Annotated in this window: 11 protein-coding genes; 1 reads left to right on the forward strand and 10 read right to left on the reverse strand. The window is 44.9% G+C overall.

Annotated features, from left to right (window positions below; all coding sequences use genetic code 11):
* Positions 1 to 37: 37 nt before the first annotated feature.
* The 8 genes from rsfS to V144x_RS08900 form a co-directional block, all read right to left on the reverse strand.
* Positions 38 to 430, reverse strand: a complete 393-nt coding sequence (gene rsfS, locus V144x_RS08865; protein ID WP_315852422.1) for a ribosome silencing factor — start codon at positions 428 to 430, stop codon at positions 38 to 40.
* Between the two features lie 29 nt (positions 431 to 459).
* Positions 460 to 3072 carry a sodium-translocating pyrophosphatase gene (locus V144x_RS08870; RefSeq protein WP_232102768.1) on the reverse strand — a complete coding sequence of 871 codons (2613 nt, stop codon included), beginning with the start codon at positions 3070 to 3072 and terminating at the stop codon, positions 460 to 462.
* Between the two features lie 271 nt (positions 3073 to 3343).
* Complete coding sequence (locus V144x_RS08875; RefSeq protein ID WP_232102769.1) at positions 3344 to 3760, reverse strand: Minf_1886 family protein; 417 nt, start codon at positions 3758 to 3760, stop codon at positions 3344 to 3346.
* Between the two features lie 197 nt (positions 3761 to 3957).
* The gene (locus tag V144x_RS08880) at positions 3958 to 4809 is read right to left on the reverse strand and encodes a PSP1 domain-containing protein (protein WP_144984409.1); all 852 of its coding nucleotides are present in this window, start codon (positions 4807 to 4809) and stop codon (positions 3958 to 3960) included.
* 198 nt (positions 4810 to 5007) lie between these two features.
* The gene (gene holB / locus V144x_RS08885; RefSeq protein WP_144984412.1) at positions 5008 to 6063 is read right to left on the reverse strand and encodes a DNA polymerase III subunit delta'; all 1056 of its coding nucleotides are present in this window, start codon (positions 6061 to 6063) and stop codon (positions 5008 to 5010) included.
* Between the two features lie 39 nt (positions 6064 to 6102).
* A complete protein-coding gene (locus V144x_RS08890; RefSeq protein WP_144984415.1) occupies positions 6103 to 6369 on the reverse strand; it encodes a lipoyl domain-containing protein in 267 nt (88 codons plus the stop codon).
* Positions 6370 to 7269, reverse strand: coding sequence for a lipoyl synthase (gene lipA / locus V144x_RS08895; RefSeq protein ID WP_144984418.1), 900 nt, complete (start codon positions 7267 to 7269; stop codon positions 6370 to 6372). It lies immediately after the preceding gene.
* The gene (locus V144x_RS08900) at positions 7256 to 8002 is read right to left on the reverse strand and encodes a lipoyl(octanoyl) transferase LipB (RefSeq protein WP_144984421.1); all 747 of its coding nucleotides are present in this window, start codon (positions 8000 to 8002) and stop codon (positions 7256 to 7258) included. Before V144x_RS08900 ends, lipA begins: the two co-directional genes overlap by 14 nt.
* A 505-nt stretch (positions 8003 to 8507) precedes the next feature.
* Here V144x_RS08900 and V144x_RS08905 point away from each other — a divergent pair.
* Positions 8508 to 10631, forward strand: a complete 2124-nt coding sequence (locus V144x_RS08905) for a DUF11 domain-containing protein (RefSeq protein WP_197998830.1) — start codon at positions 8508 to 8510, stop codon at positions 10629 to 10631.
* A 103-nt stretch (positions 10632 to 10734) separates the two neighbouring features.
* On the opposite strand, the gene V144x_RS08910 is transcribed toward V144x_RS08905, so the two are convergent.
* Complete coding sequence (locus V144x_RS08910) at positions 10735 to 12276, reverse strand: trypsin-like peptidase domain-containing protein (RefSeq protein WP_144984427.1); 1542 nt, start codon at positions 12274 to 12276, stop codon at positions 10735 to 10737.
* Between the two features lie 287 nt (positions 12277 to 12563).
* A complete protein-coding gene (locus tag V144x_RS08915) occupies positions 12564 to 13016 on the reverse strand; it encodes a TraR/DksA family transcriptional regulator (protein WP_144984430.1) in 453 nt (150 codons plus the stop codon).
* Positions 13017 to 13083: the final 67 nt, after the last annotated feature.

Raw genomic sequence — 13083 nt, forward strand, 5'->3', positions numbered from 1 at the left:
CGCTGATAAGGGAGAAAGCTAGAAACTACGGTTTCTGTTAAGCTGAATCCGTTTTGAACGACTGCCAATCCACTTTTTTGGCATCTGCCCAGAGGCGTTCCAGGTCGTAGGTCTCGCGTGCTTCTTCAGTGAATATATGCAGAACGATATCTCCATAGTCACCTAGAATCCACTCACTATCTTTGCCTTCAATGTTGCGTCGATGCGAGGGATCGCGTTTCATTAGAACACGAACCTCTTCAGCAATCGCATGGCTTTGTCTTTGGTTGGCAGCCGTTGTGATAATAAAATAGTCAAACAAAGGAGTAATATCGTAGACATCCAGTACGATGATGTCTTTCCCTTTGAGTCCATCACAGGTTTGAGCACAGAGACAGGCGCGTTCTAAACTGGAGGCACCTTCAATTGAATTAGATTGTTCAGTATTGATTTTCGTAACCTCTAGCCTGTTTCAATCACTTAAAATAACTCTAATGCGTATTGAATAATAAACCCGGCCATGACAACAGAAACCATACTCATCAATTTAATCAGAATATTCAGGCTGGGGCCACTGGTATCTTTAAAAGGGTCACCAACGGTATCGCCTACTACTGTGGCTTTGTGCGCATCAGTTCCTTTTCCGCCATGCGCACCAGCTTCAATGTACTTTTTCGCATTGTCCCAGGCGCCACCGGCATTAGCCATCATAATGGCAACTGCAAACCCACTCGTCAAGGCACCAACTAGAAGACCGACTACGCCGGGAACTCCCAGGAGAAGGCCTACAATGATCGGTGAAAGTAATCCGAGCATCGCAGGCAGAATCATCTCGCGCTGAGCGGCCGCAGTACTGATTTCGACACACGCAGCATAATCGGGTTCGGCTTTATTCTCCATAATGCCTGTGATTTCACGGAACTGACGGCGCACTTCATCTACCATCGCACCCGCGGCCCGTCCGACTGCTTTCATAGTCATAGCACAAAAGACAAAGGCGACCATCACACCAAAGAAGACTCCAACAAGCACTTTAGGATTCAACAGAGAGAAATTATAGAAACGTGAAAAGTCAGGTACTGTTGCTTTCTTGACGTCAACAATTTCCCCTCTCTCTAATAGTTTGGAAATGTTAAGCCCATTAATGACGGAGCCAACTTTTGCATTCACAATTTTTTCACGACCGGGAGTGATCTGGGTCAGATTCAGAGCCGGGAATAATAAGAATCCCTGATTGTTATGTTCTGAATCTTGTCCCTCTTTGTTTGCAGTTCGTAATGCAATGCAGTTACTACTCAATTTAAGTGCTGATGCATTTGCCATATCGTCAGAGATGGTTTCAACAACAGCCGAATGTTCGATCCAGCGTTCATATCCGATGCGAACTTCTTCGACATAAGCGGCCAGTAGAGCCAATGCTGTTAACGCAGCAGAGCCAATGGCAAAACCCTTACCGGTGGCAGCAGTTGTATTCCCGAGGCTGTCTAGAGCATCGGTTCTCTCTCGAACAAATGGCTCTTGCCCACTCATTTCTGCATTTCCGCCTGCGTTGTCAGCAATCGGACCATAGGCATCTGTCGCGAGAGTGACTCCCAATGTACTTAGCATCCCCACAGCGGCGATAGCCACGCCATACAAGCCCATGGCAAAGATCTGAGCATTTGCAAAATCAAATCCGGTACATAGCCCAAAAGCCAGAAGAATGGCGACCCCGATTACGACAATCGGAACCCAAACGCTATAAAAACCTTCGGCGATTCCAGCGATAATCACTGTTGCCGGACCCGTCGAAGATTGATCTGCAATAAAACGCGTTGGCCTGAACTCATCGCTTGTTGAATATTCAGTCCATTTTCCGACCAACCAGCCTGCAACGAGACCACAAACAATAGAGCCAAATACACCAAATAAAGAATTGCCAACAACCAGAGGCGAATCAGCGGGAATCCCTGATGACTGAGAGGGAATCACCAGCATCAACCAGACAAGTACAAATGCTGCGATACATACTCCTATCGCACTACTGTCGATTCCCTTAGCCAAAGCTTTCAGTAGATTCTTCTGTGAGGCTCCTTCTTTTGTCTTGACCATAAAGATTCCGGTGACGGAAAGAAAAATTCCCACAGCGGCAAGACACATTGGAAGCAACAAGCACATCATTTGCATTTTGGGATAACCATGATAGGCGGCAACTCCAAGCGCACCACTGGCGAGAATAGAACCACAGTATGACTCATACAGGTCTGCTCCCATCCCTGCAACATCACCTACATTATCGCCAACGTTGTCGGCAATTGTAGCGGGATTACGTGGGTCATCTTCGGGAATACCAGCTTCCACCTTACCAACCAGGTCGGCACCAACGTCTGCCGCTTTGGTAAAGATACCACCACCAACACGCGCAAACAAAGCCTGGCTACTCGCACCCATACCAAAACAGAGCATGGTCACGGTAATGTCAGCCAGACTCATTCCGACTACCCAATGTAATACACCAAACCAGAGGCAGATATCGAGTAAACCCAGTCCAACGACAACAAGTCCCATCACAGCGCCACTTCGGAAGGCAACTTGTAAGCCGCTGTTTAATGAATCTTTGGCAGCGTGAGCGGTGCGTGCACTGGCGAGTGTAGCGGTTCGCATTCCAAACCAGCCTGCCAGAGCAGAAAAGAAGCCGCCCGTTAAAAATGCAAAGGGAACCCACTCTGATTGAGTCTTCAAACCGAAGGCCATATAAGCCAACAGTGCACACACGACTGCGAAAAAGATGGTGACTACTTTGAATTGCCGATCCAGATAAGCGCGAGCACCATCTCGCACATGTCCGGCAATTTTTTTCATACTTGCATCGCCTTCGCTTTGATTGACCATCCAGCTGAAGAAGCGGTAAGCAGTAAAGAGTGCAAAGATTGCTCCTGCTATGGCAACAAGCCAACTAATCACGACTGTTGCCGATTCGGCATCAGGTGGAGCACTCGTCGAACCTTCTGCAGCAAGCAGAGGTGCTGAGCAGAAAAAAGCGATGATCGTTAAGGTGAGGAGTGTTGTGAGAAGACGAACGGGAGGGAAGCAAGCGCGACAAAGAAATCTCATCCTTAGAGTTAACCCCATTTAAATAAGCCGTTGTAAGTCTTGTTGTAAAACCACAAAACCTGAGTCGATTTCGGGCAACAGTGATCAAAAAATTTTGAATACTCAAAAAATACAGCTGGAACTCAAGCAAAAGTCTCTATTCGGAGGAGTGTAGCACGTGCAATTAATTTTGCAATAACAGCAACTTAACAAAGTTAGCTAAATGCAAAACTTAGAGGCGTTGAGAGAGACGAGAAAAGAAGAGGGTTGAAAGGAAGGCTGCTCAGCAGAATCAAGATTGTTCCGCTGTACTACGACTGAAGACCTGACTTGTGTCAATGGTATAATCCAAGTCAAATACCTGATCAAAATCGTAGAGATCGACAAAATCTTCCAGGCGATCGTTTTCTGTTTTTCGCATTCTGCCGTGTTCAATCATTTCAAAGACGATTTTTCCAAAATCTTTGGTCGCCGTGATACCCCACTGTTTGAACACGGTTGTGGTCATTAATCCCAGTTGCTTTAACGCAAGGATTTTGACGCCTTCCAGAAGTTCCTGTCCTGAAACATGGGCTTCTTCCTGCTCACTCTCGTTGGTGACAGGACGCGCATAGAGTTCTTGCGCTTGTTGTAAGGCTTCAAATACAAAGTCGTATGCGTTGGGGTGATATTGTAGTTTCGGTTGGGAAAGATTTGTTGTCGATGTCATTTTTTCACCCATACCTTAGTATGATTCTTAATAAACGCCTTTGTCTACATTCTAGTGTTTCGATCTTGGAGACTTTGGTCAAGTCTTTCTTTGAGGATATCAGATCAGATATTAAAAAATATCATTGTAAAAAAACGAAATTCCACTTGTTTCCCTAAAAGGACTTGACTTAGTAAATTCGGGATTTCCCTCTTATTTTACTCACTCGGAGGCGATTCACTTTTCTTCTTTTTGATCACTTCCAGAATATTCTTTCTATGAACAATTGTCTTTTTTGAATCCGCATAAATGACTTGCACACACTCTGAAAGGATTTCCTGATTTGTCACTTTTGCTTCTCCCTGTTTGGTAATAATAGTTGAGCCAATTGGAGGGAGGTCTTTTTTATAACTCTTATAGGTATCATATTCATATCGCAAACAACATTTCAGCCGACCGCATCTTCCAGAAAGCTTATTCGGATCAAGGGATGTTTTTTGTAGCTTAGCCATTTTCATGGAAACGGGTGGCATTTCAGTCAGGTGAGATCCACAACAAACCGGTTTGCCGCAATCACCAAAATCGGCGAGGAGTTTTGCTTCGTCACGAACTCCAATTTGCCGCATTTCAATTCGCGAGCGATATTTTCGGGCCAATGATTTTACCAGTTCGCGAAAGTCGACACGTTTCTCTGCAAGATAATAAAAGATAACCCGTTCACCACCAAAGAGATGCTCGACATCTACTAATTGCATTTGTAGTTTGTGCTCGTTGACCAATTCCTGGCATCCCAGGAATTCTGCTCGTTCTTCATGGCGACTCTGGTCACGTTGGCGATAATCGTCGTCCGTAACCAGCCTGACGATACGTCCTGCTGATGTAGTTTCTTTCATAAAAGAACGGACTCGCTCAGTCGCCGGAGAAAGCACTTCCCCCCATTCGTGTCCCCGTTCACTTTTAATGATGACAGCCGCGTTCCGGTTTAATTCTGCAGCTCCCTTCCAGGTGAATTCTGCAATCAATCGGGTGACACCGTATCGAACGATATAGCCTGTAACTTCGTTGTTCATTTATTTATTACAATTTCATTGAAGCAAGATTCAGTGAGGTAGCCGTGGCACTACAGAAATGATCATGATAAAAAATGACGACTACCAACAAGAGTTTATTATACCTAATCTGCACCAATCAATACCTAGTTGTTTAAGAGAAAATGACATTTTTTTGAAAAGCCCACAATCTCATGCAAGATCCTCTTTTAAATAAGCTTACAGTTTCTGAATCTTTCTCAGATCTTCACTTAAACTTTCGATACACAAAGTGATCGTTGCATTTTGGCTTATTTGTTCTTCCGTCAGGATCATACGGTCGAGCAAATTTCCAATTTTTTCGACCCGGTCTTCGGGTTCATCTGAAAAACCAGCGATAAATTGTCCAATTTGCTCCGAGTGAGAACTCAAGTCGTAATTGGCTGCATACTGGATTGCCTGATGATAAAAATCAGCACAAAATTTGATGATCCATTTGGCTGTTTTCCGTTGCGTCGCTGTTTCACCTCCGATGTCGTCAATGGCTTGTATCACGGATTGAGCGAAGACCTGTGGCTGAAACGGTTTTTTGATCAGCTGTCGCGTGATGTTGACGCGAAGTTCCTCTAAGCTTTCATCCAGTAATTGTCTGGCAGTGTTCAAAGATCCCTCGGCTAATCGTGCCACTTGGGTTGCCCGATCATCGGAATCAACTAACTGCTGCTCGATTAATAGTTCTGCCACATCTTCATCCGACAAAGGTCTGAACCGAATTGATTGACAGCGAGAACGAATGGTGGGCAATATCGCATCCAATTCGTTCGCGATCAAAATCATTAAATAATTTGCAGAGGGTTCCTCAAGTGTCTTGAGCAGGGCGTTTGCGCTTTCTGCGTTCATTTTATCTGCATCATCGATGATCGCAATTCTTCGATCTCCAAGCATTGGACGCAACGACATTTCATAACAAATACCTTCTCGCCCACGCTGTTCATCCTTGCCGATGATCAGGTTTAAAGGCAGAACAGCTTTGTCTGGAGGACATTCGACACTGATTAAGTCTGGATGAGTACCAGCGGCCATTTGCTTACATGAATTGCACACATTGCAACAGACTAATTGATCGGCTGGAGTTTGTTGGCAAAAAAGACATTGGGCAAGATGTTGAGCCACTCGTTTTTTCCCAATGCCAGCATCTCCCACAAATAACAGGGCGTGAGGCAGCCGGCTTCTTGACAAGCTGCGATCTAGCATTTCAAGAATCAGCTGATGACCACGTATTTGATTGGCTATCATTCTTCATCTCATTTCTTTTCAAACGCTGAACGATTTATTCTATTCCAGTTCTTCCGATGGATCGGGTTTCATTTCATCGATCCAGCCCAACACACTTCCTTCACAAACTTCTGCACCGGGTTGACAATCACAGGAAACAACAGTTCCAGAGCAGGGAGCTTCGACGTCAAATGTAATACCTGGTATCAGCAGTTCGACGACTCGGTCTCCTATCAGAACCTGTTCCCCGACTCGACTCAACCACAAACTGACTTTCAATTTTTGGTCTGCACTACCCAGATGAGGAACAAGAATTGGTGTTGCCATTCAGGAATCAGTTCCCAGAACCGCAGCCATTTCGCCTGCGTTGTAACTGGAACGCACAAAGGGACCGCTGGCTACCAGCTTGAAACCCATGGCTCGAACCTGATCTCCTACCTCATCAAATTCTTCAGGTGGGAGAAATCGTTCAACCGGTAAATTTTCGGGAGTTGGTTGCAGATATTGACCAATGGTGATCATATCACAGCCTGCGGCCCGTAGATCAGCACAGACTTCCAGGACTTCTTCCCTGGTTTCTCCCAATCCCAACATCAGACCACTTTTTGTTGCAATCGAAGGATCTGTTTCTTTGACCTGAATCAATAAATCGAGTGTTCTCTGGTATACGGCATTCCGTCGAACTCGATGATAGAGTCGTGGTACAGTTTCCGTATTATGATTGAAGACATCTGGGCGTGCTTCAATGACTCGATGGATCGCTTTACGATCGCCTCGGAAATCCGGTGTTAAAACCTCAATGTCGGCTCCCGTACGTTCGCGGACAGCCAGGATACAATTATAGAAATGGTCCGCTCCGCCGTCGGGTAGGTCATCGCGAGTGACCGAAGTAATCACAACATGCTTGAGTCCCAAACGCTCTGCTGCTTCAGCGACACGTTCAGGCTCATCAATTTGAACTGTTTCTGTCTTTCCCTTTGCGATAGAACAGAATCCACACGGCCGCGTGCAGACATTTCCCAGAATCATGAGCGTCGCCGTTTTGTGGGACCAGCATTCCGTTCGATTAGGACACTTTGCACTTTCACAAACGGTAACAAGATTTAAATCATCAATCACATGACTCGTATATGACATCCCCGGTTTGGGTAGAGGTCTTTTCAGCCATTTGGGTAGTCGCTGTCTTGGGGCAGGTTCTGGATCTGACAATATATTAAGCGTGGACATAAACGTTTTTCTTCACTTTATGTAATAAGGGGTGTTTTGTAAAAAAGTGGGTTTCCCGATATCCGAATTTCGTCACAAGCTGTCTCACAATGCTTTCGCGAACAGAACTCATACTGGCTTCCCGTGTGAGAATTGCAGACAGTGATGTAAGCCTGTGGTCGTACTGATTAGAATCGATTAAGCGTAGTAATTTCATATCCGGTGAAACATTGATATAGAAACCATAGTAAGAAATCCAAGATTGAATCGCAGCCCCCACGCTGGCAAACTGCCCACAACGGCTAAAAATTCCGGTCGATTCAGGGTGGGTTTCTGTTTCGATTCGTTGTTCTGCTGCCATATCAATAATTGCTTGTTCCACTCCGCTTTGGTAGTCGTGAACACACATTCCAATCTGGTTCAGAGGGAATAAGGGGTAAACGGCCAACTGGCCTGGTGCGTGCATCAGGGCTCCTCCACCCCGATTGAGCCAGCGAACGTCAATCTGACCAGATTGAAATTCCTGATAGTATCTTGTTAGCTGATTGCGGCTACCCTCTCGTCCTACTGTGACAATCGGAGGATGTTCACAAACAAACAGGACTGCCTGGTCTGTTTGTTGCTGACTCATCTCCTCCAATGCGTGTTTTTGTAGGACGAGTAATGAATCGAAATCAACACACCCCAGCATGTAGATCTTGATCGCTCGGTTTTGATTTCGCAAAAGATCACAATCAGGAGGATGAGATTTCATAGCCATTAAAACCAGTAGAAAATATTGATCAAGCAAGAGAAATTACTGCACACAGACATTTTCGAAGATTCAACTCACGAGTCAATCACAGGCGGCCTGGATTTCATAACCCGCAATTTCAGGGAAATGGAATCGAGATAAATGTATACTTTTATAAGAAGCTATTAAGCTAAGTAATATCTGTATTTTAGTGCTAAAAATGGTAAATCCAACTACGTAATACCTTATGAAATATAATCTTATGGTACTCTGAATCCTATTGATTAAGTAGAAACTGAAAAATCGTCATAATCAGGAAATCTTATTATTTCCGTTTATTTTAAAAAATTGGAATATCTCATTCAATTTTGAGAATCCCTACATCCGATTAAGAGAGATGGATAAGAGCCATACCGCAGTTTGTAATTTATTTGAACTCACCTGCTCACACCAAACTCGTCACGTCAATCCAAATCAACGCTCAATCCTATCCAGCAGTAAATTCCAATCGGTAAGGAGAAACAAAATGCGACGCGGAAAAAAGATGCTCGCGATATTTTCAACTATGGTAATGAGTGCGAGTATCGCTGCCGCCGATGACCGCATTTTCGAATCGAAGTCCCCCTTCGATGCGATTCCCCCTTCAAAATCGTCAAACCAATTTTTCTCGAATCAGAATGATAAAGTGAACTCCTCTGAGGGAAGAATTACGATTTCTCGACCGAATCAGAAATCATCCACGACGAAGCAACTTCCACCTGCAAAGCAATCAGCGAAAGTCAAACTTTCAAAGGTTCCCAACTATTACAAGGAACTCTTCGGTCAGGAACGTCCTTATCGTCGATTGGAAGACAAGAAGCTGACACCACAGAGTAATCGCTCAACATTCCAACAAGTTGGCCATGCTGAATCTACTGCCAAACAGAAAAAATATCGCTTTGAAGAATTTTCTTCTCAACAGGCTGACCAGAAAAAAATTGTGCATGCTGAATTTCAACGTGGCAATAATCAGTCCCGTAATGGTAGGATTCAACAGGTCAGTGCAGGACCAAAAAATAATCAGCAATTCCGCTTGCCTACTGATTTTAATCAGACAACTTCTCAAAAACCAAATGTTACGATTCCACGAATTCCGAACCGGAAAGGTAGTGAAAAGAAGCATCAGTTAACATTTGGAAACGCTCAAACCAAGGACAATTCGACTCGGCCTACTGGGATTACGATTTCAGCGCCCATTCAAAATCGTAGTGTGATTCAAAGAACTCCAGAGCCTGTTGGTGTTTCTTCTAAAGTCTCTACCTCTAAAGTTTCGCACAAGTGGACTAAGAAGACTGAGATCAATGTCGGCCAGGAATGTAAGTTTGAACTTGAAATCAAGAACGAAGGCCAGCAAACTGCCAGCGATGTGCTCGTGGAAGCCTTCTTCCCCGTTTCAGTTCGATTGACAAACGCTGTGCCTCAGCCATCTTCAAGTCGTGATCACCTGGAATGGAAATTCGGATCATTGAAAGCGGGGGAAACAAAAATCATCCAGATTTCTATGATTCCCAGTCAACGTGGTGCGATCTCAGCGAGTGCCAATGTTCGGTTTACAAATTCATCATCTGAGTCATTTACGGTTGCAGAGCCTCTACTGCAAGTTGCTGTGAAAGGGCCAACGAATGTCATGATCGGAGAACCTGCTTCTCAATCAGTGACGATTTCCAACCCAGGAACAGGTACCTTACATAATGTGGTTTTGGAAGCTGAAATTCCACCAGGACTGGAGCATGTCACCGCTGAATTTCTGCAGATGCAGGTCGGCTCACTCAACCCTGGTGAGACACGAACAATTCGTCTTGCTTTGGCTGCTGTGCAGGGTGGTGAGCAGAATGTGCGAATTCGAGCCAAAGCAGAGGGTGGCTTAACGCAATCCACTCAAGCACGTGTGAATGTGATTGCTCCCAAAGTACAAGTTGCCATTGATGGTCCTGGACTTCGTTATAAAGGTCGCAATGCACAGTACGTCATTACGACTATCAATGACGGAGCCGCTGCGACAAACAATGTGAGAGTTTTACACAGAGTTCCTGATGGCTTTGAATTTGTCAGTGCCGATCATGGCGGGCAGTTTAATCCAGAAGACTCAACCATCAGCTGGTTCCTTGGTCGTATGGAGCCAGGTCAGTCTTCAAATGTGAAACTAAAGTTGAAAACAAAGACAATTGGTAACTACGTTCATCATGTCCGGGCTGTCTCCGAGCATAATGTCAAATCTGATGCTCAGCTACAAACCCGAATTGAAGGAACGGCACAACTCGTTCTGGAAATTTCCGATCTGGATGATCCCGTCGAAATTGGTGCTGAAACAGGTTACAAACTGAACGTCAAGAATGATGGTAGCAAATCTGCTTCGAACGTTGCGATCTCATGCGAACTTCCACCAGGAGTCCAATTGATCTCAGCAACCGGTCCTACACAGCATATCGCAGAAAACGGTGTTGTCGTCTTCAAGTCTTTGGGAGACCTGGCACCAGGCGACTCGGTTGAGTTTCAAGTGATTGTGCGAGGGACTGTCGAAGGGAATCAACGCTTTAGAGCACGTCTTGCCAGTGACTCCATTCGTGATCCACTCATCTTTGAAGAGTTGACTCGATTCTATCGAGACTAGTAAGAAACACTCCGTGATACTAAAAACGAAACCAGGTCAGTCTTTAACTGACCTGGTTTTTTCGTTGTTTCAAAGCCGGTTTGATTTTAGAACTGGCACACTCTTAAGGTTGCTCATTTCTCTGCCAGACCACTAATTGATGATGTGGTTTCCCTTTTTTCCCATTGGATACTTTCAGTATCAGTGAATTGAGTGCCCGGTTCTGTTTGAGAACTTGTTGGAACTCACTCAGATTGTGCACTGGGGTACCTGCTACTTCTTCAATCACATCATACAGGTTGACAACTCCGTGCAGAGAGCTTTCTTCAGCGACATCCATCACAAGTAATCCTGATTGTGATGTTTCAAATCCCAATTGAATCGCAAGCTCTGCATTCATGGTATAGAGTTGTAAGTCTGTCGCTACTGCTTGATGGTTTTCGTTATCGTTCTTGATACGCTGAAAGCTGGTGGGTTCAGCAGTTGGTCCAATTCGAATCGAAGACTGTTCAGATTCTCTTTTCTGCTTTCGTTCCAATTCATCCAGAATTTTTCGGTTTGCCAGTTCCACCATGACATTGATTTTTCGACCATTCCTGAGCAGCACAACATTAGCACGTTTATCAATCGGCGTTAGACTCACTAAATTGATTAAGTGATTTTGATCCAGGACATCGATTCCAGCAAAACTGAGAATGATATCATCATATTTCAAATTAGCTCGGGAAGCGGGAGTATTCGAAATGACTTTCACCACACGGGCACCACGTACCCGGTCCATTTTCAATCGATTCGCGGTCGCAATGCTAAACTCAGGATCAAGTTGCACTCCCAGGTAAGCGCGATAGACTTGCCCATACTTGACAAGCTGGTTGAATACATGACGCACAAGTTTACTGGGGATACTGAAACCAATGCCATCATTGCCTCCACTGTTAGATGCAATCGCTGTGTTGATGCCGATGATTTTCCCCTCGAGGTCGATTAAAGGGCCTCCACTGTTTCCGGGATTGATGGCAGCGTCTGTTTGCAAAAAGTTCTGGTTGAGAACTTCGGAACCACTGCCCAGCTGGAGGGAGCGACGGCCCTTCGCACTGATGATTCCTAAAGTGACTGACTCACTTAATCCAAAGGGACTTCCCATCGCCAATACCATATGTCCGATATCCAGGTTGTCACTGTCTCCCCAATCTGCGGGCGAAAGACCAGTCGCGTTTATCTTTAATACGGCAAGGTCGGTATCTTTGTCTTCCCATTTGCGGAGTGGGTGAATGATCCGCCCATCGTGCAATTGAATCGAAATGGACCGCCCATTTGAACCACGGACAACATGTCGATTCGTGACGATAAACAAACCGGAAGTATCTTCGCCTCGTACGATAACACCTGAACCGGTTTCTTCCACCGCACCACGTGGCGTTTGTCTTTCACATTGAATATGAACGACACTCGGGGTTGCCAGTTTCGCAATTTTTGCGAGATGCTTACTGCCTTCGTGTAACGATGAGAGAGGGATAGAAGTCGAGATCTGCTGTCGAGCGACTCCCTGTGCAGGAACCTTTGCTTCCAAATGTTTTGAGTTTAAGGGAGACTCAAAGCAGGTGCTCCATAATGAAGCAGAGAGAGTAAACGCAAGCACGAAAACGAGCGTGAATCGATTTTTCATTTTGCAAGTCTTTCAGCGGGACCCAGGACCGATATTTTTGCATTCCAGCTATTTCTAGCTACGGCAAAATAAGGCATTCCTTCGCCAACTGCCGGACGATTTTGCTTACAGGAAATCAGCAATTTTTAGCTAAAGCGATTTCCTTTATCGCTAAGGATCACACTTCTGATTGCAATAAACGTTTTAAAAACCAAACTATTGATGGAAAATGGAATGGCTTTTGAAGAGAACGGTAGACTCGCAATCAAGTCGTTGAGAACCTCTTTCCCTGATATCGGAAAGAGAGTTTATTTTTCCATATCCAAATCACGGATTCTGACATCTTGATCGTTAAGCCGACCTTCAAATTCGTAGGCATTCTCCCAATCGTTACCAACATCATTACTGGGTAAGCCCATTGATTCGCGCTTTTGCGCACAATCGACGCAGAACATGGTATACGGAACTGCCTTAAGTCGAGCAATGGGGATATTTTTCTTACAGGACTCGCAATGACCGTAGCGCCCTTCTTGTATCAGTGAAATTGCGCGGCGGATCTGGACTAATTCTTGAGATTCAATTTCTGCTAAATGTGATTCTAATCCCTGACGGGTTTCGCGAATCGCTGCATCGCCAATGTCTTCTACAATTGCACGGCTTGCAGAGGAACCTTCTGAACTACCAGACACCAGTTTTTTGAGTACATCTCGTCTATTTAACAGTTGCTTATGCAACTTGACTATTGCGTCTTTTCGTACCACGTTCTCTTCCCCTCATAATAATCAATTTCGGCAAGTAGATTCAAAAGCTGCTATTTTAAAAGCATAG

The sequence above is a fragment of the Gimesia aquarii genome, from assembly GCF_007748195.1.
Lineage (GTDB): Bacteria > Planctomycetota > Planctomycetia > Planctomycetales > Planctomycetaceae > Gimesia > Gimesia aquarii.